This is a genomic window from Paraburkholderia fungorum (assembly GCF_902833645.1).
Lineage (GTDB): Bacteria > Pseudomonadota > Gammaproteobacteria > Burkholderiales > Burkholderiaceae > Paraburkholderia > Paraburkholderia fungorum.
Window position 1 is genome coordinate 292,109 of the sequence record NZ_CADFGE010000010.1, and the last position, 26,536, is coordinate 318,644.

Below are 26,536 nucleotides of genomic sequence, written 5' to 3' on the forward strand. Positions count from 1 at the left end.
TACCCCGCATCTCACACAAATGTTTTATTGGCGGCAGGCATTGCGGAGCAAGCGTTAATATTGCTTCCCCGTATTTACCGATCTGACAGGCCTTGAGCCGGTAATTACCGGCGATTCCCGTCTGCGCGGGAAACGATTCGATCGGATGCAATTACTTGCCGACTGGACTCACGCGAACATCGTTTGAACGATTGGTCATTAGCGATGAATCGACGCGCATTCTAGCGTGTATCTTCCGCAATTTTACAACGGATTTCCGCTGCATCCGGCGTTTGATACTCTGGCTTGCTGACCTGAAGGCGTGATTTTTGCCGACGAAGCCGGGGGATTAAGCGGCGCAAACGTTTTCCAAATAGTTATCGGAAGGTTAAATCCAGATCAATAATTTTCAGATTTTGTAAATGTCAAATCTTGATTAACATTTACTCCGTCTCGCTGCCTCGATTTGAATTTCCCGCTGATTAAGGCTACGCAAACGTTACCGGGGAATTTTGGGTGAGCGGGTCAATATCACGAATTGTCAGGTCGATTTGACAGTGTGTCTCAGTTGCTGGAGGCGCGTTCGATTTCCGCGGCCAGTTCGGCGATCTGCGATTCTGCGAACACGCGGATGCCGTGTTGTTGCAACAACGCGACAGTGACGCCGGTGGCGGGATGGGTTTGGCCGTCGAATTTGCCGGTGTAGATGAAGGTGCTGCCGCAGGAGGGGCTGCCGTCGGCGAGCAATGCGTAGCGGCAATTTTCTGCTTTTGCGCGGTTTAGCGCGTGCTGGGCGCCTGCGATGAAGAGCGCGGTGACGTCTGTGCCGGTGTTGTCGTTGATGATGGCGCGATGCGCGAGGACGTCGGCGCCGGTACGGCGCAGTTGTATTTCGGCTGGCGGCCGCGGGGTCGGGAAGCCTGCTGCCACTTCGGGGCAAACGGTGATGAGGCGGCCTTCGGCCTGCCAGTGGGTTAGCCACGTGTCGTGGATGGGGTTGGCTTTGGCTTTGCCGTTGTAGCGGACGGGGTGGCCGACCAGGCAGGCGCTGATCAGGATCTTCAGCATAAAAGATGAGGTTTTGCCCTGCGGGCTGGCTTGGGGGTGGAGGGATTGTAATCGGGTTTGGTTCGGTTGTTTTTGGTGTGGTTTTTTTATTCTGTTGTTAGGGATGCTGATTTTTTTGTTTTTTTGCCGTTGGCGGTGGTGTTGGTATCGGTATCTGTGGTTTGCCTATGGCGTTGGGATCTGCCTGTGCTGGTCTTTTGGCCTTTCCTTGCTGGGTTAGTGGTCCGCTCCGTTGTTGGTCTTTTGGCCTTTCCTTGCTTTGTTATCGGTCTATTAGCGTTCCCCCTGTGCGGGGGGGCACCTACTTTTCTTTGCCTGCCGCAAAGAAAAGTAGGCAAAAGAAAGCGGCTCAAACCGCCAGCTCATAAGCGGGTCCCCCGCACAGCCACGGTAGTGGTGCATCTGGAATCCGTGCCCCCGCACACTCCACGCCGTTGACAAAGGGCTCATCAGCTCCCACTCCGCACTACGTGCGTCGCGGACGGGTCTGCCTGGGAAACCTCACCAACGCTTGGCATACCTGATGGTTTTTGAACTGGGTATCGGCGCGCGCAGCGCCGCCGGAGGTATGACTGCCTTGTCACTGAGGTGAAATGTGCGAAAACACAGATTCCAGATGCACCACTACCGCTACTGCGCGGGGGACCCGCTTAAGAATTAGCGGTTTGAGCCGCTTTCTTTTGCCTACTTTTCTTTGCGGCAGGCAAAGAAAAGTAGGTGCCGCCCCGCACAGGGGCAACGCTAATAGACCACTAACAAATCAAGGAAAGGCCAAGAGACCAAAAGGACCAACAACAGAACAGACCACTACCACACCAAGCCAACACCCAAAATCCAGATCACCAACAAAAAGCGCCGCGAAGGCCCCCACCTGCCGGGCAGGCAAAACCAACCCCATAGCCCGCGCAGCCCCTAAAACACCCCCATCAACCTGGAAAGCACCGAAACATACTCCCCGTACAGGGGATCACCCTTAACCTGATCAGGTTCCCTGGGCCGCGCCAACTCAATCATCACATCGTGAATCACCCTCCCCGGCCGCTCCGACATCACCAACACCCGGTCAGACAAAAACACCGCCTCATGAATACTATGAGTCACCAGCAAAACCGTCAGCGTACTGCGCTGCCAGATCCGCAAAAGCTCGACATTCAACCGGTCCCGCGTCAACGCATCCAGCGCCCCAAACGGCTCGTCCATCAACATCACGCGCGGCTCGAGCAACAGAATCTGCCCGATCGCCGCCCGCTGCCTCATCCCGCCCGACAACTCATGCGGATACCGGTCGGCAAACGCCGTCAACCCCAAAGTCTCAAGCAAGCCAGGAAGCCGCTCCTCCACCTGCGCCCGCGGCACATTCCGCAACTTCGCGCCCAGCCGGATATTCGCCCCCACGGTCAGCCAGGGCAGCATATTGCTGGTCTGAAACACCACGCCAATATCCGCCACCGGCGCGGTAATCGGCTCGGCACCCAACAGAATCCGCCCGCCATCGGCTGGCACCAACCCCGCCACCATCCGCAACAACGTACTCTTGCCGCATCCGCTCGGCCCCAGGATCGAGACGAACTCGCCCTGGCGAATCTGCATCGATACATCGTCAAGCGCGCTGAATGCCTCCGCCCCACCCCGCGCGGCAAAGCGCTTACCGACCTGTTCGACGGAAATCAGCGCAGGCGCCGCTTCGTCGCGATGCAAAGGATGAACCTGTGCGCCGGTTGCCGCGGCGCGCTGCACAATACGCAACTTGTCGACCAGTGCCATCAGACCGTCACTCCTCTCCACCACACGCCGCGCGAAACCAGTTCGACAGCCCAGTAAAACAGCATCGCCAGCACGGTCACCATCAGGATCGCGGCAAACGACAACGCAGTCTGCGCATTCGATGTCGCAAACACGATCAGGTGCCCAAGCCCCGACTCCGACCCAATGAACTCGCCAACAATCGCCCCAATGACCGCCAACGGCATCGCGATCTTCAAACCGTCGATCAGCGCGGGCAACGCGGCAGGCAACCGCAAATACCAGAAGGTCTTGGCCTGCGACGCACCGAGCGCCCGAAAATGCTCGTCCAGGTTGCGCGGCACACCGGCGAGGCCGCCCATCGTCGCGATCACGATCGGGAAGAACGCGAACAGCACGGCCGCCGCCAGCTTCGACGCAAAGCCGTAACCGAACCACACGATCAACAACGGTGCAAGCGCGATCTTCGGCATGCTCTGCAAGGCAGTGACAAGCGGAAACAAGGTACGCCGCGCAATGCTCGACATGCTCGCCAGCAAGCCGATCGTCAGGCCGCCGACCAGCGCCAGCGCGAAGCCGGCGAACACTTCCCACGCGGTAGCCAAGGTGTCGGACAGCAACTGTCCACGCATCTCCCAACCGGCCGCAAAGACCTGCGACAGCGCCGGCAGCACGTAGTCCCGCGTGCCCGTCCAACGCACGCCGAATTCCCAGATCAGACCAATCACGATCCAGAACAGGACGGTTTCGATCATTCGCTTCATGAGGGTTCCGAATTATTCGCTATCAGCCGAGCTGGACGGATCGGCTTTCGTTGAATCTTGCGGGGCGCCCGACGCCGCAGTCGCCGCCGCTGCCTGCGCCGATTTTTGCGCCACCAGATGCGGTGGCGGCGGCACGACAAAGCGTTCGAAGCGGTACTGGTCGAACGATTCGATCGTGCGCTCCCACACCTGCGGCTCGTGTGCGTCGCGCTCGCCGATCTGCGTCATCTCGCAGTACACCTCGACGTTGTTGCCATCCGGGTCCTTGAAAACGAGGAACAGGTTGTTGCCAGGACCATGCCGGCCGATCCCACGCACGATCTCGACACCATGCTCCTGCAATACCTTCACCGAGCGTTCCATCTCCTCGTAGCTGTCGATCAGATACGAAAAGTGCTCGAGGCCGGGGCGCGAATAGCGCGGCAGGTCGTTGAAATCGGCGGAATCTTTCGGCAGTTGCGCGAGCGCGAGATCGTGGTGATCGCTGCCGGCGCGCAGAAATACCATCTGATCGCCAATCCAGTCGGATACTTTGAGGCCCAGCACGTCGGTATAAAACTGCGCGGACTTCTGGATGTCGCGCACCATCAGCACCATGTGCCCAAGCCGCTTCGGACGCAAACTGTTCATTGCCTGTCTCCTCAGTGCCCACGCCTCGCGCGGGCTGGTTGGAGTGAGCGCGCCGTATCAACGATGCGTCACCCCCAATAGGGTTCACTCGACAAACTGATTCGTATAAAGATCGGCCGCCTTCACCTTCGAGCCGGTGCCGAACGCTCGCGACACAAACGCGGCGGTGGCATCCATGCGCGCGGGCCGCAACCAGCCGGTCTTGTGCTGCGCGGGATCGTCGGCGATCAGTCCGTTGGTCTCGACGATCTGCTGCAACAGGATCGTCTTGTCGAGTACCGGATAAAGCCCGGCAATCGCATCGGCGGCCTCCTGCGGGTGCTCGCGCATCAGCGCATAACCGCGATAAGTCGCGGCGACAAATCGTTTGACCACGTCGGGATGCTGCGCCACAAAGGTATCGGTGGTGACAATACCGTTGCCCATCATGTCCAGCCCAAAGTCCCGGTAGAAAACCTTGCCAAGCTGCTGTCCGGCGCGCTTCGCCAACGCGGCTTGCACCGGCAGGCTGGCGCCTTCCCAGCACTCGGACAGGTCGATGCGCTTTTGCAGCAGCGCGGTATTGATCACGGCCGGATCGAGGCGCACGGTCTTGATCGCGTCGGGCGCCATGCCGTTCTGCTTCAACCATGCGGGCATGATGTTCTGCACCGGCGACGCACCGCCGCCGCCGAGCGTCATCCCCGAGAGATCCTTTAGTGTCGTCACCTTGAAGCCGGGCCGCTCGAGATAACACATCGCACCGGGCCAACGCGTGTTGATCGCGCCGACCATCACCGCATGGCCGCCATGCGCGCGGTTCAGCATCACGCTGACGGGGTCGCCATAGCCGAACTCGAACAGTCCCTCGTCCACTTCATTGACGGTGCGCTGGCCGCCATATCCGCGCATCACGCCGACGTCGAGACCCGCGTCGCGGTAGTAGCCCTTGGCCTGCGCGAGCAGGATGCCACCGGTGCTGCCCTGCGGCAGCCACGCCAGATTGACGCGCACCTTGTCGGCCCCATGGGCGCTCGTGAAAAGCGCGGTGGCGGTCAATGCCACCGCGCTCAACGCAGCCCGCCGCCCGAGTGGCCGAACCCACTGTCGTACCGCGCGCCGTATCCGCTGCAACATGTCGTGTTCCCCGTCTATGAGTGGAGTGAGTGGGGTGAATGGAAAGTACCGGGAGCCTGCTGACGCTCAGCCGGCGACCAGCGGATTCTCGATCGAACCGATCCCGTCGATCGAAGCGACCATCACGTCACCCGCCTTCAGATAAATGCCTCGCCCCATGCCGACGCCGGTCGGCGTGCCCGTGGCGATCAGATCGCCCGGTTGCAGCGTGAGGATCGTCGATAAATATTCGATCTGCTCGGCGATGTTGAAAATCATCCCGGACGTGTTGCCGTCCTGCATCATTTCGCCGTTCACTGCGAGACGCATGCGCAGATTCTGCGGTTCGGCGATACACGCGCGCGGCACGAACCACGGGCCGAGTGGGCCAAAGGTATCGAAACTCTTGCCGCGAAACCAGTCGTGTTTGAACGGATAGTCGGAGCGGCGATTCAGGTCGCGCGCGCTGACGTCGTTGAGAATCGTGTAGCCGGCAATGTAGTCGTAAGCGACCTCTTTCGCGATGTGGCGGCCGGCCTTGCCGATCACCACGGCCAGTTCCACCTCCCAGTCGACCCGCTCCGCGTGCGGCGGAATCACCACGTTCGCAAGAGTCGGCACCACGCTCGTCTCGGCCTTCATGAACATGTACGGCGTGCTCTCTTCGCGTGGCGCCAGCTCGGTTCCCATCTCCTGCGCGTGTTCGTAATAGTTCGACGCCGCCGCGAAAATGCGGCGCGGCTGATACGGCACGCACAGCGTGTGGCCGGCGAGCGGCGCGGCGTCGAGCGTGCCCGCCTCGAGCGCGTGCGCAGCGGCTTCGAGCCGTTCGACGGTCGCCGCACCGTCCGCCTCCCAAGCGGCGATCAGCGCGCCGACGTCGGCAAACGGCAGCGCCGAAGCGCTTTGCTTCAATACCGCCTGCGCGTCGTACAGCTTGTCGCCAACCGCCAGGCCAGTGGCCGTGCGGCCGTTCAATTCATAAGTTGCGATACCAAACCAGGTCACGTATTGCCTCGCTTTTTGCGTTTGTAGGGGATTAGTTAGCTGTGGTCGAGGGTTCAATAATTCGTATACATTCAGTCATCTGTGTATTTTTATTGAAATTCTCGTATACACCAATCGGGGCATGAACACGTTCACGCGTACACTGCATGGGCTTACAGAGGCCGGATATGCGTGGTGGCGATTGAGGCGGTTGGGCCGCTGGCGCATAATGGGGCCGCTTGCTCACGGTTTCGCTCAACCCACAACCATCACGATGACGACGCTCTCCTCCAAGATTTACCGCCTGCTGTGCGACGAGATCATCGAAGGCACGCTTGAACCGGGCCAGAAGCTCGAAGAAGCGGCACTCGCCGAACGCTTCAACGCGTCGCGCACACCGATCCGCGAGGCGTTGCGCGAGCTCGCCGCGCGTGGCCTCGTCGAACTGACGCCGCGCAAGGGCGTGGTGGTCGCGCAGTTCAGCATCGACGAACTGGCCGATATGCTCGAAGCGATGTGCGAACTCGAGGCGCTGTGCTGCCGGTTGAGCGCGCAGCGTATGAGCCTCGTCGAGAAGAAGCAGCTCGAAGAACTCCAGACCGAAATGAACGCCGCGATCGCGCGCGGCGATGAAACGGAGTACTTCCAGCTCAATCGCGAATTCCACGAACTGATCTGCAAGGGCGCGCAAAGCAAATCGCTGGCGTCGATCATGTCCGTTCAGCGGCAGCGTCTGGCGGGTTTTCGCGCCGCGCAGCCAGCCTCGCCGTCGCGCTTCGAGGCGGCAACCGACGAGCATCGCGAGATCGTCTCCGCGATCCTCAACTCCGAGCCGGAACGTGCGTACAACGCGATGCGCGACCATACGGCGCGGCTGTCTATCGTCGTCCTCGGCCGGCTCAAGCGTCAACGCACCGAGCGTGAAAACGCCTGAAACGCTGGACGTAGCGCGATCATGCGCACGCTGCCGACGCTTCGCGGCTTGCCCCGCCGCCATGGGTGACATGGGCGGCACCGCTCGCCACCGATGCGCCGGCTGAAATCGCGGCCCGTTCACGCAGCTACCGCCGCAAGCGATGCCACCGACGGCATCGAAAAATCCAATGCCTGAAGCTGCTGCAACAACGCGCCCGACTGCGCCGGATTCATCGGCGTGAGCGGTGGGCGCACCCGCGTCCACTCCGGGTCGTGTGCAAAGTGCGCGACGATGCTTTTCAACGCGGGGATCATCGGTTGTGCTTGCACGGCGAGGCGAACCATCGCGACCTTGCCTTCCCATATCGCCCTTTCTTCCAGCGTCGCCGCGTTCAGCAGACTCGCGATCGCATGCGGCTGAATATTCGCGGTAGCCGAAATGCAGCCGGCCGCGCCCAGCGGCAGCGCTTTGCCGAGCAAAGCCTCGGACGCGGGAAACACGGCGAAGCCGGGAAACTTCTCAAGCATCGCCGCGGTGTTGGCCCAGTCGCCTGAACTGTCCTTGATGCCGACCACGGTTTGCGGATACGCCGCGATCAGCCGCTCGATCAGCGTATGGGTGATCGGCACGCCGGTGAACTGCGGGATGTGATACAGCAGCACGCGCAACTGATCCGAGCCGACGGCCTGGATCACGTCCGAGTAGTACGCGAACAGGCCGTCGTCGCTGACACCTTTATAGAAGAACGGCGGCAGCATCAAGGCGCCGGCGCAGCCGGCTTCGGCCGCGTGACGGGTCAAGGCGATCGCGTCAGGCAACGCGCATGCACCGGTGCCGGGCAGCATCTGGGCGGGGTCGATACCGGCTTCGAGCACCTGATCCAGCAATGTGTGGCGTTCGGCAAGGCTCAGCGAATTCGCTTCGCTATTCGTGCCGAACAGCGCGAGGCCGGCGCCCTGCCCGACCAGCCACCGGCAAAACGCGACAAAGCGCGCTGCATCGACATCCGGCCCGGCGGTGAACGGCGTAACCACCGGCGCAAACACGCGTGGTTTGGCAAAAGCAGATAGACGGCTTACGGACATGCGGATCTCCTGATTAGCTGGACGGATAGGCGTAGACGTGGACAATCAGGCGCTGAAAAAATCGAGCATCGCGTCGCCTAACAAGGTCTCGCCCGAATCGAAATGCGCGACCACCGATGTGTGGTTGTGCCGCAGCATCTGCACGAAGCGCGGTGCGCGTTTGGGCGCGCCGTCGCCGGCACGTTGACGCGCCAGCAGAACGCGCTCGAAGAAAGCCGCGCCGTAAGCGTCCAGATAAGGGTTCTCGTATTCGGCGACGACCACCATCAGCGGCGTGTCGAAATGCGCCGCATGGCTCAGCGGCGAGCGCACGGCGTAGCGCGTTTCGTCCGCGCCGAAATAGGCGCGCACACCGGCTGCGTTCGGGTTATCGGGCCGCACGTCGGCGGCCAGCCGGGCGCTGATCAACACCGCACCGGCGACAGCCGAAGCGCCTTCACGCAGCGCGGCATACAGCGGATCGCACAGATACGTGGCGACATGCGCACCGCCCGCCGAATGTCCGACCAGAAAGATCCTTTGCGGATTGCCGCCGAAACCGGCGACGTGTTTCTGTGCCCACGCGAGTGCAGCGGCGACGTCGTCCGCGCCGGCGGGATATGGCGCTTCAGGCGCGAGCCGGTATTCGACGTTCAGCGCGACACAACCCTGCCGGGCGAACCAGCGCGACACGTTGTCGTAAATGAGTCCGTTGAAGCTCTTGCTGCCGCGCAGGAACGCACCGCCGTGGACGAACAGCATGACATCGGCGTTGCCCTTCTCCCTCGTTTGCGCACAAGCAAACACATCCAGACGCTGCCGCTCATGGCCACCGTAGGCGATATCGCGCGCCACCTCGAGCGGCTCTCCCGCATCGCGCGCAGCAGCCACCAGCGGCGAATACGCGGCGATCACCAGGTCGCGATGCGCATTGATATCGCGCCCCCAGACCGGTCCGATCTGCGCAAAGCGCTGCCTGAGCGTGGCGGAAAGACTGCCCAACGGTTCCTGCAAGGTGTGCATCGGTGGTCCTCATACAGTGCGGCGGATCGGCGCTAACAACACCGATCCACGTATGAGAACCATTCTGGTATATCAAATCGTTTTTGTGTATACATTTGTTATACGTAGTATACCTGGTGAAGTTGCGGACACACTTGATTCAAAGTGACGACAACCCTCTCTACGCCGACAGGCGATTCACTCAGCAGAACAACGCAGGACAACCCTAGGAAATCTCATGGACAAGCTCCGCCACATCGCGCTTTCGGTCGAAGATCCCGAAGCCGCCGCGCAATTCTTCGAACAGGCATTCGGCATGCGCCGCGCCGGCAACGCGATGCGCGGCATCTATATGACGGACGGCACGATGAACGTGGCGCTCCTCAACTTCAAGGACGAGACCGTTCCCGGTTACGCGGGGCTGAAGGACGTGCGCGGCGTGATTCACTTCGGCATGTGGGTGGACAGCGTCGAAGACACCGCGGCGCGCGTGGTCGCGGCGGGCGGCACGTATCTGACGGGACGCCACGAGAAAGATCCGAACGTGTTCTACGAAGTGAAATACCGCATGCCCGACGGCACCGTGTTCGACATCACCGAAAACGGCTGGAAAGGTGCGGTGAAGGAAGTCGCGCCTGCCGCACAAGCCGCCGATCCACAAGCATGAGCGCGCCTGTCAGCGCCAACGTCAACGAGAGCGCGAGCAGCACGCATGTGCTCGCGCTGATCGCACTGCCGGACGCGACACTGGATGCGCTGCGGCGCGGCTATACGCTTCACTATCATCCCGACGGGTGGGACGCGGCCTTGTCGGCCGAGGTCGATCCGGCGAACCTGCGCGCGGTGGTAACCAACGGCTCGACCGGCTTATCCGCTGCGCAGATGGCCGCGCTGCCCGCGCTGGAGATCGTCAGCGCGTTCGGCGCCGGCTACGAGAACGTCGACGTGGCCGCCGCCACGCGGCGCGGCATCGTGGTAACCCATGCACCCGGCGCGAATGCGGCGACCGTCGCCGATCACGCAATCGGTCTGCTGCTCGCGCTCGCACGCGGCTATGCGCCGCTCACCGACGCGGTGCGTGCCGGGCGTTGGCAGGCCTCGCGTGCCGAGCGGCCCACCTTGACGGGTGCACGCCTCGGGCTGCTTGGAATGGGGCGCATCGGCCGGCTAATCGCGGCGCGCGCGCAGGGCTTCGACATGACGCTCGGCTATCACGGACGCCGGCCGCACGCCGACGCGCCGGGCCGCTATTACGCGGAGCTCATCGAACTGGCCGCCGACAGCGATTTTCTCGTCATCGCCTGCAACGGTGGCGCCGCGACCCGGCATCTGGTCGATCGCGAGGTGCTGCAAGCGCTGGGGCCGAACGGCTACGTGGTGAATGTGTCGCGCGGGTCCGTGCTCGACACGCAAGCGTTGATCGACGCGCTCGCTCACGCCGCGATCGCCGGTGCCGGGCTCGACGTGATCGAAGACGAACCCGAGGTGCCGGCCGCCCTGCTCGATCATCCCGGTGTGTTGATCACCCCGCACATCGCGGGCCGCTCGCCCGCTTCATTGATTGCGCAGCGAGACGCGCTACTCGCCAGTCTGTCCCAGCACTTCGCACGCGCTCCCATCGAATTCGCGGTACGCGCGGCCTGAAAACGTGGCGGCGCAGCGTCGCGCCGCCACCTGATGCTGCATTGCTGTCCCGCTGTCGTCCCACTGTCGTCCTGTTGCCGTCCTGTTGCCGTCCTGTTGTTGCCTCATCGCCGTCCCGCCGGTGTTCTGCTGATGTCCCGTTGCAATCTCGCTGTGCTCTCGCTGTTCCCAACCGCATAAGAGGATCCGCCATGAACGTTCGATCGCTGGGCGCGCTCGCGCTCAGTTGCGCCGCCGCATGGGGACTTGCGTCCCATGCCGTCAAAGCGCAAACCTCCGTCACCCTGTATGGACTCGTCGGGCTCGATGTCGCCAGCACCAAACGGAGCAACGGGCCGTCCGCCGCCATCGCCGAACAGAGCCCGGGATTGACGGCACCTTACTGGGGCATCCGCGTCAACGAGGAACTCGGCGCCGGCTATCGCGCGATCGCCGTGCTGGAAAGCTTCTTCCAGCCGACGAACGGCGGCATCGGCCGCACCGCCGCCGATCCGTTCTGGGGACGCAATTCATACGTGGGTATCGCGGGGCCGTTCGGACGCGTGACGCTCGGCCGGCATACCAATCTGCTCTACCTTGCCGAGCAGGCGGTCAATCCGTTTCAGGCCTCGATCCTGTTCTCGCCACTGGTCATGCAAACCTTCACCGCGCCTTACGGCGGTGCGCTTGCGGGCGATACCGTCTGGAACAACGGCATTCAGTACACCAGCCCCAACCTGAACGGACTGACCACCACCGCGGTGTATGCGCCTGGCGGTTTCGCGGGTGCGAACGGCACGTACAACGCCGCGCTCTCGACCCTCTATGCAGGCGGCTCGCTCACCGCTGTCGCGACCGTACAACGCACACGGGTGGTCGCCGGTGTGGCGTCGCCGACACAGAACGCGTACCTCGTCGGCGCCGCCTATGATTTTTCGCTCTTCAAACTGTACGGCGCGCTGCAAGGTCTGCGTACCGATGCGGCCGACATCGGCGCACACACCTACGAAGCCGGTCTCTCGGTTCCGCTGACCTCGCAACTCAGCGCACTCGCCGAATGGTCGTACACCCGCCGCAGCGCGCCGAAGAACGCCGTCACCGGCCGCAATACGGGCTCCGCGGGCCTCGACTACTTCCTCTCCAAACGCACCGATCTTTACCTGGTAAGCGTCTACGACAAGCTTTCCGGTTCTGGGACCGCAATGACCTATGCAGCCGGAATCAGGCATCTGTTTTGACGCGCGATGCCATCAGGGTCAACCCGCTATAACTAAACCGCTGTTTTGTATAAAAAAATAAAGCTCGGAATCCAAATTTTGCCGTGGGTATAATTTTCTTCAGTTTGTGTATACACGACGAAAAAGGATGTAACCGCGGCTGTCGCGCGCGACGACAGCACTCTCACTCACTCGAAAAAAACAACGATCGGTTTGGAGACTGAATGAAAAAGAAAGCACTCGTGTCCGGCGCCGTCATGCTTGCATGCGCCGGAGCACACGCGCAGTCGAGCGTCTGGCTGTCGGGCTATGTCGATATGAACATCGAACATCTGATCTCGTCCGGTTCCGGCGGAAACGTGACCCGCATGTCGAGCGGCGGCCTGAACAACTCACGCTTCAACTTGAGCGGCGTCGAAGATCTGGGCGGCGGCAACAAGGCCGTGTTCACCGTCGAGCCGATGTTCTCCGCCAACACCGGCGTGCAGTCGACGCAGTTCCGCCAGTCGTTCGTGGGCCTGAAAGGCAACTGGGGTGAAGTGACGATGGGCCGGCAGTTCACGCCCTCGTACTGGATTGCGGGCTACGCCGATCCGAGCTGGGCCGCCGACTTCAGTATGGTCAACAACATGGAGTTCTTCTACGCGTCGTATCGCGTGGATAACGCGATCCAGTACAAGACGCCGAGCTTCTACGGCTTCACCGGCCGGATCATGGCGACCACCGGCGTGGGCGACAGTACGCGCGCGGGGCGTTTCCTGAGCACCAGTATCGAATATCGGCACGGACCGGTTTTCCTCGGCGCCGTGAGCGAGTTGCAATACACGCGCGATATTTTCAAGTCCTCGCAGATTCATTCGTCGCGCGACAACTATTTCTCCGCCGTCTACAAGTTCGGCGGTTTCGAGCCGACGTTTATCTATCACACGTACAACGGCTACTACGCGTATCCGCCTTACGTGGCCTTCAATTCGCAAGGGTGGGACGCACAGATCGGCGCGCGCTGGAACATCGACGGGCGCAATCGTCTGTACGTGAGCGTGGTGCATCGTCACGACGACAACAACACCAGCATTTCCAGCGCGACCGGTGGCGTGATTGGCTACATCTACGGTTTGTCGAAACGGACCGACCTGTATGCGACTTTCGCGCACGTGACGCATCAGCATGATGTGCCTGTTCCCTATCCGGTCACGTTCCAGGTGTATCCGAACGGCGGACAGAATCCGAGCGGCTTCCAGTTCGGGATTCGTCACGCGTTCTAATATAAAAAGGAGGAAGCCAATGCTTCGCAAACGCAATTTCAAATCCACTCTCGCAACAGGCGTCCTGTTGACGTTCGTGTCCGCGGCGGCTTGTGCCGCCACGGAAAATGCGCCGGCCGCGTCGGCGCCGGACGCTGCGGCATCGGCTGCACAAGTGACGCCCGGTACGCCGAATGTCAAGGATCCCTACCTTGCCCAGTGGCTGCGCCTGACGCCCGATCGCCGGCCTGCCCCGCTCAAGCCGGGCGTCGACTACGGGATGGACCCGGCAACCGGCCAGTTCGTATGGCCGAAGGCCACTCCTGAAGTGCATCAGGGCCAGCACTTCCCGGGGGAAATGACCACATGGGACAAGAAGAGCTATGCCAAGGACGTCAAGGTTCTGGCCTTCTACCCTCTTGTCGACTCGCCCTTCCACGCCTGGAACAATATCGCCGACTTCAACGGCCGCCGTTACCTCTATATCCACGATCGCGACTATATGCGGATCATGGACGTCACCGATCCCGCCAACGGCAAGATCGTGTTTTCGCAGGGCGGCACGTGGGGACCGAAGGGACCGACCGAGAAGTTCGATCCGAACAACGTGCATGACTATCTCGGCGGCGCCACGATCGTATGGAGCAAGAAGCTCGGCAAGCCCGTGCTGGTTGCCTCGTTCGAAATTGGCCGCTACGGTCTGATGACCGACAAGAGCGAGCAGCCGGATAAGGTTGAAGCGCAGCGCCACTACAACTCGCTCAAGGGCTTCAAGGTCTTCGAAATGGACGGCCCGCTGCCGAGCCAATGGAAGCTGATCGCCACGCGCACGACCGACTACAAGCATCCCGATGCGCCGGTCGGCCAGCAGCAGGGTTCGGGCTCGCTTGACGCGCCGGAATATTACGGCGGCAAGTACATGATCCTGTCGGCCGCGCCGGATGACAGCTACGCGCTGACCGAGTACCCGAACTATCTGTATTCGCCGGGTTATCAGGTTTGGGACATGTCGGACCCCGCCGATCCGAAGTTCGTCTCGCAGATCTCGGTGCCGGGACAGAAAGTCGGCAATGAAGCTGACGAGCAGGCTTATCTGCTGAACCCGCGCGCCGGCAATCGCACTTCGTGGATGGGTTCACGGATTCCAATCTTCTTGCCCAAGCCTTTGGAACAAGGCGGCAAGATTGGTTTCGGCGCGATGGGCGGTCTGGGTCTTTATTCATTCGACCTGTCCAATCCGGCGCAGCCGAAGATTCTTGGCAACGTGAATACGGCGCCGAGCTTTGCGGGTACCGAGTACGACAATGCCGACGTCAGCCAGTACGAACGCACGGGCTTCGTGCTGACGAGTGGTTATCCGATGAACCGCGATTGCTACGAGCCGTACAAGGACATTTTCGTCGTCGATGCTCGCGATCCGTCGCATCTGAAGGTAGCGGGCAAGCTGCCGCAGCCGACACCGCCTGAGGGTGCGCCGTTCACGAGTTTCTGCCAGCGTGGCGGCAACTTCGGTCCTAAGCGTTCGAACGCGATTGGTCAGCCGGGTGGTGCGCGTCAGGGTGTGATTCCGTATTCGTTCTATAACGCCGGCGTGCAGATTTTCGACGTACGCAATCCGGAGAAGCCGACTATCGCCGGGTATTTTGTGCCGGCGTTGGCGGACGAGAGCGAGCTGCCGAGTTATACCCTCGGCAAGGGTGTGCTGGCGATTTATACCGAGTATGACCGCAACATCATTTGGGCCTTTACGGAGAATGGGGCGTATGCATTGTCGACGCCGTTGCTGGGTAAGCCGGTGATTGGCGCGCCGTCCAAACCGTGGCCGCCGCGGTGATGCGATTGGGTTTGTTTCTTTTCTCTTGATGATTTGTCGAGCGCTTTGCCCTGCCGGTGGTTTTCGCCGGCGGGGTTTTTTGTTTTTTACTGGAGTGGGATTGTGAGAGGAATGGTTTTTGTTGCTGCGCTGGCTGGGGTTTTGGGTGGGAGTTCGTTTGCTGCGACGCCCGGAGGTGGGATTGGTATTGCGAGTGGGGTTTCTGCTAGCGAGCAGACTTGCCGCGCTTGTCACTCGATTGACACGACCAAGGTCGGGCCGCCGTTTCGGGCTATCGCGGAGCGATATCGGGGGGAGTCTGATGCGGTCGCGAAGCTGAAGAAGAGTATGTTGGAGGGGAGTTCCGGGAAGTGGGGTACAGGGGCCGCGATGCCGGCCAATGCGATTTCGGATGCTGACGCTGAGAGGTTTGCTCGGTGGATTTTGGGGATTAAATAAGGAGCCTGCTCGGCGGGTTTGTTGTTGGTCTGGGTTTTTGGGCGGTGCCTTGCCGTGTGAGTGGTCTGTTCTGGTGTTGGTCTTTTGGGCCTTTGGCCTTTCCTTGCTTTGTTAGTGGTCTATTAGCGTTGCCCCTGTGCGGGGCGGCACCTACTTTTCTTTGCCTGCCGCAAAGAAAAGTAGGCAAAAGAAAGCGGCTCAAACCGCTAGCTCATAAGCGGGTCCCCCGCGCAGCCACGGTAGTGGTGCATCTGGAATCCGTGCCCTCGCACACTCCGCGCCGTTGACACAGGGCTCATCAGCTCCCACTCCGCACTGCGTGCGTCGCGGATGGGTCTGCCTCGGAAACCACCGGCTTCGTTTCGCGCAGCGGGAGCCATCGGCTTCGCCTCGGCGAAGCGCTGCATGCCGAATGTCGAATGTCGAAAGCCGAATGCGGAATGCGGAATGCGGAATGCGGAATGCGGAATGCGGAGTGCGGAGTGCGGAGTGCGGAGTGCGGACAATACAGCCTGAGCCACTGCGCCGGCTGACGCGTGGGCGGAAAAATTAGCCGACGGTTTGATGAACTGGGCATCGGCGCGCGCAGCGCCGCCGGAGGTATGACTCCTTTGTCACCAGCGCCGAATGTGCGAGGACACAGATTCCAGATGCACCACTACCCCCTCCAAGCCAGGGGACCCACTTATGAGCTGGCGGTTTGAGCCGCTTTCTTTTGCCTACTTTTCTTTGCGGCAGGCAAAGAAAAGTAGGTGCCGCCCCGCACAGGGGCAACGCTAATAGACCACTAACAAAACAAGGAAAGGCCAAAAGACCAACAACAGAACGGACCACTAACAAAGCAAGGAAAGGCCAAAGAATCCGACCAACAACGAAAAAGCGCCGCGAAGCCCCCCCTGCCGGGCAGGCAAAACCAAAACCCCACCCTCATACCATCTCAGCACGAGCCGCCCCAGCGGCTCTCCCCCGATACCAGACAAAATAAACCACCAGCAACGCAACAACAAACGGCACCCCAATCACAAGCGTCATCCGAAACTCGCGAGTAAACCACGTAGTCACCAACGCACTCACCATCAGCCCGGCGCCAAGCAGAGAAGTAACCGGATACCCCCACATCCTGAACGCCAAAGGCACACCCCTATGCCGATGGCGAAAAAAGAAGTGCGTAACAAAAATCATCAACCACGTAAACATTGCCCCAAACATCGACACGGACATCATCAACACAAACGACGCATCCGGATAAATCACATTCAACACGGTAGCCAACGCAATCCCGATCGTCGATAGCCAAAGCGCTGCAACCGGCACGCCCTTGCTATTCAAAGCCCCCAGACGCCTTGGCGCATACCCCGCCCGTGACAAACTGAACATCATCCGCGTCGTGATATAGAGCTGGCTATTCATCGCCGACAACGCCGCCACCAGAATCACAAAATTAATCACGCCCGCCGCGCCAGGCACATGCGTCGCCGCCATCACCCGCACAAACGGGCTCTCATCCGTACCCGCCGCATTCCATGGCACGATCGCCAGCATCAGCGCCAACGTCAGCAAATAGAAAAACACCAGCCGGAACATCGTCGCGCGAAATGCCCGTGTAATGGCCTTCTGTGGATCGCGTGCCTCGCCCGCCGCCACCGCGATCATCTCGATGCTCAGATAGCTGAAAATCGATACGATCACCGCCACCCACATGCCCCACACGCCCTTCGGAAAGAAGCCGCCGTGCGATGTGTAATTGCCAAACCCGATCCCCGAGTTCGCCGGCGCGCCAAACACGACATATGCACCCAGCAGGATGAAGCCGACAATCGCCACGATCTTCAACATCGAAAACACATACTCGACCGCGCCGAATACTTTCACGCTCACCGAGTTAATGCCGATCAGCGCCGCGGAGAACCCCACAATCCAGTACCAGCCCGGCACCGCCGGAAACCAGTACTTCATATACACCGCAATCGCCGTCACCTCGGTGCCGACCGCGAACACAATCGACGACCAGTACGCATAGCGCACCAGAAATCCCGCCCACGGCGCAATGTAGTGCTCGGCATAGGCGCCGAAGGATCCCGAGGTCGGATGCGCCACCGTCATCTCGGCAAGGCACCCCATCAACAACAATGCGATCAGCGCGCCAATCGCGTAACTCACCAGTACGCTCGGGCCGGCGAAGCCGATCGCAAATCCGCTGCCAAGAAACAGGCCGGTGCCAATCGCGCCGCCAATCGCAATCATCGACAACTGCCCCGTCGATAACCCACGGTGCAACCCCTTCTCACGTTCGACAATCGTGTCGAAGCCTCGCTGCTCTTGCGTCATTTTTCTGTCTCCTCCTGGGATGCGGTCGCGTACCTGGACGCAACCGCCGGTGCCGCGGTCGTATTACCTGGTACGTTCGAATCGCGGCGCTTGTCTGTTCATTGAATCGTTTTGAGTCACCGTATTCTTGCCATCGCTCACGTCACCGATTTGCGCGCTTTGAATTCCTCGGTGTTCCATGCATCCGTTGCGATGATGTCCTTGAGTTGCGCGATGGTGTCCCAGATATCCACGTAACGCACATACAGGGGCGCAAAACCGAAGCGCAGAATGTCCGGCGCGCGGAAGTCGCCGATCACGTTGCGTGCAATCAGCGCCTGCATGATCGCGTAGCCTTGCGCATGACCCAGCGAGACCTGGCTGCCGCGTTGCCCGGCATCGCGCGGCGAAGCGAGTGTGCAACCGAGACCCTGCAACTCCTGATCGGTCAGCTCGATAAACAGATTGCCGAGCGCCACGCTCTTATCGCGCAGCACGTCGAGATCGACGTCGTCGAATGCTTCCAGTGCGCTCTCCAGCGCGATGACGCCGAGTTGCGGCGCGGTGCCGGTCAACATCCGGTCGATGCCGGGATGCGGCGCGTAGTCGTGAGTAAATTCGAACGGTTTCGAATGGCCGTGCCAACCGGTCAGCGGCTGACGCACTGCTTCGATGTGACGCGACGCAACGAACACGAATGCCGGTGCGCCCGGGCCGCCGTTCAGATACTTGTAGCCGCAGCCCACCGCAAAATCGGCGTCGCAGCGGTTCAGATTCACCGGCATCGCCCCCGCCGAGTGACAAAGGTCCCACACGATCAACGCGCCGGCTTCGTGCGCGAGACGCGTCACCGCATCCATGTCGTAGCGCTTGCCGGTTTTGTAGTTGACGTGCGTGAGCGACACGATCGCCACGGTATCGTCGATCGCCGCGACGATGTCATCCGGATCAACGCAGCGCAATTCGCAACCTGTCATCTCGGCAACGCTCGAAGCGATATACACGTCAGTGGGAAAATTGGTTCGCTCGGCAAGGATCACGTTGCGGCCCGGACGCATGCGCGTGGCGGCGACCAGTACCTTGAACAGATTCACCGAGGTCGAATCGGCAACGATCACTTCGTCCTGTCCAGCGCCGATCAAGCGGGCAATCTTGTTGCCGGTGCGTTGTGGCGCCGGATACCAGTCAGCGTCGTTCCACGAACGAATCAAACCGTGTGCCCATTCCTGTTTCAAAGCCCGTTCGATACGCGCGGGCACATTGGCGGGCATCGCGCCCAGCGAATTGCCGTCGAGGTAAATCGTGTCGGCGGGCAGATCGAAGCGCGCGCGGCAGTGGGCCAAGGTATCGGCGGCGTCGAGCGCTGCGCAGTGTTCCCGGGTGATCATCTGGCTAATTTCCTATGTGTTCTTCTTGCTATTGCAAAGTCTGTGGTGTCGGCTGCTTAGGCGGTGTGTGCAACCGTCATCGGCAAATCAAAAAATCGTTGAGCGTTGGCGCCAAGGATCTTGGTCTTCGCCGTATCGCTCAGTTGGGGATGATTCGCGACCAGGTCGCCGATCTTCTGCTCACCGAGCGGGAACGGATAGTCGGAGCCGAGTAGCACGTGGTCTTCGCCCATCGTGTCGACTAGCAGACGCAATGCGCCCTGATCGAATACCGCGCTATCCACGTAGAATCGATCGAGATACGACACTGGCGGATTGGGGCAATCCTCGCGCACAATGTCGCGCTGCTCCCACGCGTTCTGCACCCGGCCGAGCAAAAAGGCAAAGCTGCCGCCGCCGTGCGCGAAACACAACTTCAGCGATTTCGGAATCCGCTCGAATGCGCCCGACAAAATCAGCGACACCATGCTCAGTTGCGTTTCCGCCGGCATCGAGACCAGCCATGGCAGCATCCATTTCTTCATGCGGCCGTCTGTCATCATGTCCCACGGATGCACGAGCACCGGAATGCCGTCGTTCGCGCAGTGCGTGAGGAACGTCACGAGATGTTCGTCGTCGAGATCGCGCGGACCGAGGTGATTGCCGATCTGCACGCCGCGATGCCCTGCGCGATGAGCGCGCGTAGCCTCGCGGCACGCCAGCTCAATGTCCTGCAACGGCACCTGTGCCAGCGCCATCAGCCGATCGGGCGCATGCGCGCAAAGTTCAAGCGCGTGGTCGTTCATCCGCGCGGCCCAATCATGCGCGGCGGCCGCATCGTAGCGATAGCCGAACATCACAGGCGTCGCGCACATCAACTGGATATCCACGCCGAGTGCATCCATTTCGGCAATCCGTGTGGGCGGGTCCCACAGCGCGCGATACACCGGGCGAAAGCTCTTCTCGCCGGTCATGATCATGCCGCGTTCGCCGTCCGCGTCGATCTTCAGCCAGGGTGCGTGTTCCGCGTCCAGGCCTGCGGCCTCTTCCCGCGTGATCGGCGGGAAAAAGTGGGAATGCATGTCGATTCGAAGTGTCATCGTGATTCTGTTTGTTTAGACGGCGCGGCCGGGGTGGACATGACCGCAATGCGCACAGCGGCGTTTCTCTTCCGACGCATAGAACGCGTTGAAAAGCGGTGGCAAGTCATTGACGATGCTCTTCAGTTGCACCTCGACGCGGTGAACGAGATGGCCGCAGTTATCGCAGTACCATTCGAAACCGTCCACCACGCCTTGCGGGCGCTGCCGCTCGATTACGAGGCAAACACTGCCTGCTTCCGGCCGTTGCGGCGAATGACGCACATGCGGCGGCAGTAGAAACACATCCCCTTCTTTCAGGTCGACACGCTCGCGCTTGCCGTCGATCCATAGATACAGGTACGCGTTGCCGCGCAACTGATAGAAGAATTCCTCGAGCGGATCGTCGTGGTAATCGGTGCGGTGATTCGGGCCGCCTACCACCGTGACGATGAAATCGCTGTCCTGCCATACCTGCTGATTGCCCACAGGCGGTTTCAGCAGATGCGCGTGATCGTCGATCCAGCGCTGGAAATTGAACGGTTTGCCGTACGTAAGCATGGCTGTCTCTGTCGTTAGTTTTCTACGCGTGATTACTTTTTCGGTGCGTACGCAATTGCCTTCATCTCGATCAGCAGGTGCGGATGGGGCAATTGATGCACGGCAACCGTCGTGCGCGTCGGACCGGTTTCGTCGAAGTACTCGCCGTACACGGCGTTATAGCCGCCGAAGTCGTTCATGTTGACGAGGAACGACGAGATCTCGACGAGGTTCGACAGGTCCGCGCCTTCACTCTGAAGAATATCGCGAATGTTCTCGATCACCACGCGCGTCTGCTCACGAATGTCGAGTTGCACCGTGCCGAGCTCATCGGCGCAGGCACCCGCGATCGTATTGTCCGGACGGCGCGAGCTCGTGCCGGAGACGAACAGGAAGTCGCCTGCCCTCGTCACGTGAGGAAAACGGCCACGCGGTTTGGCTTTGCCGGGCACTACGCGCCCCTGAATGGTCGGTTCGTTGGTCATGAGAGTCGATAGGTTGTGAATTCGGTGCTGCCGAGGCCGTTGACGACGCAATGCACGTGCGCGTCGACAGGCAGCGGATGAGCGGCGGTAGCGGCACCCGCCATGATCAGCGAGCCAGCGGGCAATACCAGGCCGCTTTGCGCGATCAGGCGCGAGGCCTGCACGATCGAACGCAACGGATCGCCGAGAATCGCCGCGGTCGAACCGGCCTGCACGATGCGCCCGTCGATTCGCATCGTGACGCCCGCATTGCGCAAACGGTCAAAACCTTTGCTCCACGGGCCGATCACCAGCCCCGCTGACGAACAGTTATCGGCGACCACATCCTCGAGCGTGAACTTGAAATCGCGGTAACGCGAATCGATGATCTCCATCGCCGGGGCCACCGCGTCCAGATAGCGCGACGCTTCAAGCATCGTCAATGGGCGGTCGATCTCGCGGCTCGTCAGAAAGCAGACCTCCGGCTCGACACGCGGATGAATGAAACGATCGAGTGCAACACGGCCACCGTCTTCATCGAGCATCGCATCGGTGAGCCAGCCCCAGATCAGGCTATCCACGCCCATCTGGATCATCTTCGCGCGGCTCGTGAAACCGAGCTTCACGCCGACCATGCCTTCACCGCGATGAATACGCCGCTCGATCGAGGCGCGCTGAATCCCGTACGCGTCGTCCAGCGAGAACGGCGTGGACGCGGTGAGTTGCGCGATCGGTTCCGCGTGGCGCGCGGCGTCGTCGATACGTTGCGCGAGCGCATCGAGGTCGATCATGCGGCCTCCTTCGCGAGTTCGCGCGCCTTCAGCATATCCAGCGCGACGTCGACGATCATGTCTTCCTGGCCGCCGACCATGCGGCGCTTGCCGAGCTCGACCATGATGTCGAAGGCCGATAGGCCGTATTTCGCCGCAGCCGCCTCAGTGTGGCGCAGAAAGCTCGAATACACGCCGGCATAGCCGAGCGCCAGCGTTTCGCGATCCACGCGCACCGGCCGCTCCTGCAACGGACGCACGATGTCTTCCGCGGCGTCGATCAGTTTCTTCACATCGCAACCGTGATTGAGTTTCATCCGGTCTACCGCGGCGATGAACACTTCGAGCGGCGCGTTACCCGCGCCCGCTCCCATGCCCGTCAGCGATGCATCGATGCGGTCGCAACCGTGTTCGAGCGCGGCCACGGAATTCGCCACGCCTAGCGACAGATTGTGATGCGCGTGCATACCCGTTTGCGTGGCCGGATCGAGCACCGCCTTGAAGGCGTCGAAACGCTCGGCGACGTCGCGCATGTTCAGCGCGCCGCCCGAATCGACCACATAGACGCATTGCGCGCCGTAGCTTTCCATCAGCTTCGCCTGCTTCGCCAAGGCATCGGGCGTGGTCATATGCGACATCATCAGGAAGCCGACGGTGTCCATGCCGAGCGAGCGGGCGTATCCGATGTGCTGCTTCGAGATATCCGCTTCGGTGCAATGCGTGGCGATCCGCACGATGCGCGCGCCGGCGTCGTACGCCGCCCGCAGATCGTGGACGGTGCCGATGCCGGGCAACAGCAGCGTCGCCACTTGCGCGCGCTTGACCGTGCCCGCGACCGCTGCAATCCATTCGAGATCGGTGTGCGCGCCGAAACCATAGTTAAAGCTCGAACCTGAGAGACCGTCGCCGTGCGCGACTTCAATACTGTCGACGCCGGCTTCATCGAGCGCTCGCGCGATCGCTACGGCGTCGTCCAACGAGTACTGATGGCGAATCGCGTGCATGCCGTCGCGCAGCGTCACGTCCGACACATAGATTTTCTTGTTGCTATCGGTCATTGTGTGTTTCCCTTGCGTGTTGCTCTCATGCCGCCACGCGGCTAGCCGCGATCTGCTCGGCCGCGGCGAGCGCCGCCGAAGTCATGATGTCCAGATTCCCCGCATAGGAAGGCAGATAATGCGCGGCGCCCTCCACTTCGAGGAACACGCTCACCTTCAGCCCCGCGCGGCGTTCGTTCGCGTGCAGCGCAAGCGGGTTTTCCGCGCTATAGCGGTCGAACTGCACCGCCTGCTTCAGACGATAACCGGGCACGTAGCTCGCCACCGCCGCGACCATCGCGTGAATCGAGCTTTCGATTTCATCGGTGTCGGCGTCTTCTTCGGTCAAGCAGTAGACGGTGTCGCGCATCATCAGCGGCGGCTCGGCCGGATTGAGCACGATGATCGCCTTGCCGCGCGCCGCGCCGCCGACGGTTTCGATCGCCTTCGAGGTGGTCTCGGTAAATTCGTCGATATTGGCGCGCGTGCCCGGACCGGCCGAACGGCTTGCAATCGACGCGACGATTTCCGCGTACCGCACCGGCGCCACGCGCGATACCGCGTGGACGATGGGAATCGTCGCCTGGCCGCCGCAGGTGACCATGTTCAGATTCGGCGCGTGGAGATGCGCGAACAGATTCACCACCGGCACCACGAACGGACCGATAGCGGCCGGCGTCAGATCGATCACGGTCACGCCGTGCTCACGCAGCACCGCTGCATGGCGATGATGCGCGCCCGCCGAGGTCGCATCGAACGCGATGCGAATATCGCCAAAGTTCGGCATCCCGACCAGACCTTCGATCCCCTTCGCCGTGGTTGGCACGCCAAGGCGTTCGGCACGCGCCAGACCGTCCGAAGCGGGATCGATGCCGACCATTGCGCCCATTTCAAGGTGCTTCGCGTTGCGCAATACCTTGATCATCAGATCGGTGCCGATATTGCCGGAACCGATGATGGCGACGGCTTGTTTGTCCAGTTTTTCTTGCATGGCGTTTCCGTTCACGATGCGGATTCCGCGTGATGGGCAAAACTCGCGCTCACGGAGCCGAGTCCTTCGATATGGGCGGTGAAGACATCGCCGGCGCTGACGCCGACCATCGGTCCAAGCGCACCCGTTAGCACGATGTCGCCCGCCTTCAACGGCGCGCCGACCCGGGTCATCGTGTTGGCGAGCCATACGGCCGCGTAAAGCGGATTGCCGAGGCACGCCGCACCCACGCCGATGCTCACCTGATCGCCGCGCCGCTCCATGACCATGCCGCAATTGATTGCATCGAAAGCATCAAGCTTGACGGGGCGATTGCCGAGTACGAACAGACCACTCGACGCGTTGTCCGCGACGGTATCCGTCAAACGGATATCCCAGTTGGCAATCCGGCTGCCGACGATCTCGATGGCGGGTAACACGTACGCGGTTGCACGAATCAGGTCGGCGATCGTATGCCGTTGGTGCGGCAGATCGTGCGCGAGTACCAGCGCGATCTCGGCTTCCACTTTGGGTTGCTGCGTGCGCGACAACGCGATTTCTTCACCATCGGCGATCGACATATCGTCGAAAAGCATGCCGAAGTCCGGTTGATCGACGCCGAGTTGCGTCTGCACCGCTTTCGACGTAAGACCGATCTTGCGTCCCACGAGGCGCCGGCCGCTCGCCAGCTTTCGTTCGGTATTCAAGCGCTGCACCGCGTAAGCGGCTTCGAGCGCATCGCCGCCGAGCTCCGCGATGTCCGCGCGCACCGGCGCGACCGGTGTGCCGTTCTGCTGCGCCTGCCAGAGTGTGTTTGCGATCTGCTGCGCGGCGTTCAGGTCGATCTCGCTCATGCGATCCTCACGCAAACGTTGGTCAGTTCCGAATAGAAGTCGAGCGAATGACGCCCGCCTTCACGGCCGATGCCCGAGAGCTTGGTGCCGCCGAACGGCGTGCGCAGATCGCGCACGAACCACGCGTTGACCCAGACGATGCCGGTTTCGATCTGCCGCGCCACACGATGACCGCGTGAGAGCTGCGTCGTCCAGATGCTGGCGGCGAGGCCGTAGGCGCTGTCGTTCACGCGTCCGATCACTTCGTCTTCGCTATCGAACGGCGAGATGTGGCACACAGGTCCGAAGATTTCTTCTTTGACGCAACGTGCGTCGTCGGACAGACCGGTCCAGATGGTCGGCATCACGAAGGCGCCCTGATCGCGCGCGTCGCCGAATTGCGGAACATTGCCGCCGGTTACGACCGTTGCGCCCTCTTCGACTGCGAGACGGAAGTACGACAGTACTTTCTCGCGATGGCCACGCGAGATCAGCGGGCCCATCGTGGTGGTGGGATCGTCGGGCGCGCCGACTCGCAGCGCCTCGGTTTTTTCCTTCAGGGCGGCAACGAAGCGCTCGAAGATCGGCCGCTCGACGTACACGCGCTCGCTGCACAGGCAGACTTGCCCTGCATTGGTGAAGCTCGACTTCAGCACACCGGCGACGGCCGCATCGAAGTCCGCGTCGGCGAACACGACGGCGGCGTTCTTGCCGCCCAGTTCGAACGAGATTTCTTTCACGCCGTCGGCCACGGTCTTCATGATCGTGCTGCCGGTACGCGATTCACCGGTGAAGGTGATCGCGCTGATATCCGGATGACGCGTGAGGAATTCGCCGGCCGCATTTGGTCCGTGACCGTGAATCAGGTTGAACACGCCGGGCGGCAAGCCGATGTCGTGCATGACTTCGGCGAGCAGCGTGGCGGAGCTGGGGGTTTCCTCCGAGGGCTTGGCCACGACGCAATTGCCCATGGCGAGGGCCGGTGCGACTTTCCAGGTGAACAGCAGCAGCGGCAGATTCCAGGGCGAGATGATGCCGACCACACCGAGCGGTTTGCGCGTGACGTAGTTGATCAGTTCGCTGCCGTCGGCGGCATGGGTTTCGAAGAATTCGCTGTTCGCCGTGCGGATGAGGTCCGCGAAGGTGCGGAAGTTCGCGATGCCGCGGGCGATATCCAGCTTGCGGGCTTGTTCGAGCGGGCGGCCGGTGTCGGCGACTTCTGCTGCGACGAAATCGTCGAAACGGGCTTCGATGCCGTCGGCGATTTTATGCAGCCAGTCGGCGCGTTCCGCCGGTTTGGTGTTGCGCCAGCCGGCGCGTTGGGCGGCGGCTGCGGCGCGGACGGCGGCATCGACGGTTGCGGCTTCGGCTTCGCAGACTTGCGCGAGTTCGCGGCCGTCGACCGGGCTGATATTAGGGAAGGTGTTCGTTGTGGCGACGAATTCGCCATTGATGTAATGGCGAAGTAATGGTTGAGCGCGCTGCGCGGCGGCCGGGGTGAGGGTCACGACGTCTCCTGCTCGATTGAGGTGTTTGCAGGAGTCTAAAGGGGGGCCCGCGGGGGC

General features: G+C 61.3%; 25 protein-coding genes. 7 read left to right on the plus strand and 18 right to left on the minus strand.

Features of this window, described 5'->3' with window-relative positions; genetic code table 11:
• Window positions 1-543: 543 nt before the first annotated feature.
• The 6 genes from HWX91_RS28290 to HWX91_RS28315 all read right to left on the minus strand — a co-directional run bounded on the left by HWX91_RS28290 (window position 544) and on the right by HWX91_RS28315 (window position 6,287).
• The gene (locus HWX91_RS28290; protein ID WP_102857355.1) at window positions 544-1,047 is read right to left on the minus strand and encodes a 2-thiouracil desulfurase family protein; all 504 of its coding nucleotides are present in this window, start codon (window positions 1,045-1,047) and stop codon (window positions 544-546) included.
• A gap of 912 nt (window positions 1,048-1,959) precedes the next feature.
• On the minus strand, window positions 1,960-2,811 hold the full coding sequence (locus HWX91_RS28295) for an ABC transporter ATP-binding protein (protein ID WP_102857354.1): 852 nt from the start codon (window positions 2,809-2,811) through the stop codon (window positions 1,960-1,962).
• Window positions 2,811-3,554: an ABC transporter permease gene (locus HWX91_RS28300; protein WP_028646379.1), complete on the minus strand. Its 744-nt coding sequence runs from the start codon at window positions 3,552-3,554 to the stop codon at window positions 2,811-2,813. Before HWX91_RS28300 ends, HWX91_RS28295 begins: the two co-directional genes overlap by 1 nt.
• A 12-nt stretch (window positions 3,555-3,566) precedes the next feature.
• Window positions 3,567-4,184 carry a VOC family protein gene (locus HWX91_RS28305; protein WP_028646310.1) on the minus strand — a complete coding sequence of 206 codons (618 nt, stop codon included), beginning with the start codon at window positions 4,182-4,184 and terminating at the stop codon, window positions 3,567-3,569.
• An 84-nt stretch (window positions 4,185-4,268) separates the two neighbouring features.
• Window positions 4,269-5,300, minus strand: a complete 1,032-nt coding sequence (locus HWX91_RS28310; protein WP_102857353.1) for an ABC transporter substrate-binding protein — start codon at window positions 5,298-5,300, stop codon at window positions 4,269-4,271.
• 66 nt (window positions 5,301-5,366) lie between these two features.
• Complete coding sequence (locus tag HWX91_RS28315; protein ID WP_102857352.1) at window positions 5,367-6,287, minus strand: fumarylacetoacetate hydrolase family protein; 921 nt, start codon at window positions 6,285-6,287, stop codon at window positions 5,367-5,369.
• 253 nt (window positions 6,288-6,540) lie between these two features.
• Between HWX91_RS28315 and HWX91_RS28320 the strand changes: the two genes are divergently transcribed.
• Window positions 6,541-7,200 carry a GntR family transcriptional regulator gene (locus HWX91_RS28320; protein ID WP_030103452.1) on the plus strand — a complete coding sequence of 220 codons (660 nt, stop codon included), beginning with the start codon at window positions 6,541-6,543 and terminating at the stop codon, window positions 7,198-7,200.
• Window positions 7,201-7,319: 119 nt separating this feature from the next.
• Here HWX91_RS28320 and HWX91_RS28325 read toward each other — a convergent pair whose 3' ends face one another.
• Both HWX91_RS28325 and HWX91_RS28330 read right to left on the minus strand, forming a co-directional pair.
• Window positions 7,320-8,267: a dihydrodipicolinate synthase family protein gene (locus tag HWX91_RS28325; RefSeq protein ID WP_102857351.1), complete on the minus strand. Its 948-nt coding sequence runs from the start codon at window positions 8,265-8,267 to the stop codon at window positions 7,320-7,322.
• A 45-nt stretch (window positions 8,268-8,312) separates the two neighbouring features.
• Entirely contained in the window at window positions 8,313-9,269 is a 957-nt protein-coding gene (locus HWX91_RS28330; protein ID WP_102857350.1) for an alpha/beta hydrolase, read from the minus strand.
• A 217-nt stretch (window positions 9,270-9,486) separates the two neighbouring features.
• On the opposite strand from HWX91_RS28330, the gene HWX91_RS28335 reads away from it, so the two are divergent.
• The 6 genes from HWX91_RS28335 (at window position 9,487) to HWX91_RS28360 (ending at window position 15,604) form a co-directional block, all read left to right on the plus strand.
• Complete coding sequence (locus HWX91_RS28335; RefSeq protein ID WP_028646208.1) at window positions 9,487-9,915, plus strand: VOC family protein; 429 nt, start codon at window positions 9,487-9,489, stop codon at window positions 9,913-9,915.
• The gene (locus tag HWX91_RS28340; protein WP_102857349.1) at window positions 9,912-10,892 is read left to right on the plus strand and encodes a 2-hydroxyacid dehydrogenase; all 981 of its coding nucleotides are present in this window, start codon (window positions 9,912-9,914) and stop codon (window positions 10,890-10,892) included. Before HWX91_RS28335 ends, HWX91_RS28340 begins: the two co-directional genes overlap by 4 nt.
• Before the next feature lie 191 nt (window positions 10,893-11,083).
• Window positions 11,084-12,109: a porin gene (locus HWX91_RS28345; protein WP_102857348.1), complete on the plus strand. Its 1,026-nt coding sequence runs from the start codon at window positions 11,084-11,086 to the stop codon at window positions 12,107-12,109.
• 203 nt (window positions 12,110-12,312) lie between these two features.
• A complete protein-coding gene (locus HWX91_RS28350; protein WP_102857347.1) occupies window positions 12,313-13,353 on the plus strand; it encodes a porin in 1,041 nt (346 codons plus the stop codon).
• A 19-nt stretch (window positions 13,354-13,372) separates the two neighbouring features.
• The gene (locus tag HWX91_RS28355; protein WP_102857346.1) at window positions 13,373-15,166 is read left to right on the plus strand and encodes an LVIVD repeat-containing protein; all 1,794 of its coding nucleotides are present in this window, start codon (window positions 13,373-13,375) and stop codon (window positions 15,164-15,166) included.
• Window positions 15,167-15,277: 111 nt separating this feature from the next.
• Window positions 15,278-15,604 carry a c-type cytochrome gene (locus HWX91_RS28360; protein WP_082094261.1) on the plus strand — a complete coding sequence of 109 codons (327 nt, stop codon included), beginning with the start codon at window positions 15,278-15,280 and terminating at the stop codon, window positions 15,602-15,604.
• 927 nt (window positions 15,605-16,531) lie between these two features.
• Here HWX91_RS28360 and HWX91_RS28365 read toward each other — a convergent pair.
• The 10 genes from HWX91_RS28365 to HWX91_RS28410 form a co-directional block, all read right to left on the minus strand.
• Entirely contained in the window at window positions 16,532-17,932 is a 1,401-nt protein-coding gene (locus HWX91_RS28365; RefSeq protein WP_025496350.1) for an amino acid permease, read from the minus strand.
• Between the two features lie 137 nt (window positions 17,933-18,069).
• Window positions 18,070-19,299, minus strand: coding sequence for a kynureninase (gene kynU, locus HWX91_RS28370; RefSeq protein WP_025496351.1), 1,230 nt, complete (start codon window positions 19,297-19,299; stop codon window positions 18,070-18,072).
• A 56-nt stretch (window positions 19,300-19,355) separates the two neighbouring features.
• Window positions 19,356-20,378, minus strand: a complete 1,023-nt coding sequence (locus HWX91_RS28375) for an amidohydrolase family protein (RefSeq protein ID WP_102857345.1) — start codon at window positions 20,376-20,378, stop codon at window positions 19,356-19,358.
• Between the two features lie 15 nt (window positions 20,379-20,393).
• Window positions 20,394-20,918, minus strand: a complete 525-nt coding sequence (locus HWX91_RS28380; RefSeq protein WP_102857344.1) for a 3-hydroxyanthranilate 3,4-dioxygenase — start codon at window positions 20,916-20,918, stop codon at window positions 20,394-20,396.
• Between the two features lie 32 nt (window positions 20,919-20,950).
• Window positions 20,951-21,382, minus strand: coding sequence for a RidA family protein (locus HWX91_RS28385; protein WP_025496354.1), 432 nt, complete (start codon window positions 21,380-21,382; stop codon window positions 20,951-20,953).
• Window positions 21,379-22,152 carry a 2-keto-4-pentenoate hydratase gene (locus HWX91_RS28390; protein ID WP_102857343.1) on the minus strand — a complete coding sequence of 258 codons (774 nt, stop codon included), beginning with the start codon at window positions 22,150-22,152 and terminating at the stop codon, window positions 21,379-21,381. Before HWX91_RS28390 ends, HWX91_RS28385 begins: the two co-directional genes overlap by 4 nt.
• Window positions 22,149-23,189, minus strand: coding sequence for a 4-hydroxy-2-oxovalerate aldolase (gene dmpG / locus HWX91_RS28395; protein WP_102857342.1), 1,041 nt, complete (start codon window positions 23,187-23,189; stop codon window positions 22,149-22,151). The genes HWX91_RS28390 and dmpG overlap by 4 nt, the downstream gene beginning before the upstream one ends.
• Window positions 23,190-23,214: 25 nt before the next feature.
• Entirely contained in the window at window positions 23,215-24,159 is a 945-nt protein-coding gene (locus tag HWX91_RS28400; RefSeq protein WP_025496357.1) for an acetaldehyde dehydrogenase (acetylating), read from the minus strand.
• Window positions 24,160-24,170: 11 nt separating this feature from the next.
• Window positions 24,171-24,992, minus strand: a complete 822-nt coding sequence (mhpD, locus tag HWX91_RS28405; protein ID WP_102857341.1) for a 2-keto-4-pentenoate hydratase — start codon at window positions 24,990-24,992, stop codon at window positions 24,171-24,173.
• The gene (locus HWX91_RS28410) at window positions 24,989-26,479 is read right to left on the minus strand and encodes a 2-hydroxymuconic semialdehyde dehydrogenase (RefSeq protein WP_102857340.1); all 1,491 of its coding nucleotides are present in this window, start codon (window positions 26,477-26,479) and stop codon (window positions 24,989-24,991) included. The genes mhpD and HWX91_RS28410 overlap by 4 nt, the downstream gene beginning before the upstream one ends.
• Window positions 26,480-26,536 lie beyond the last annotated feature (57 nt).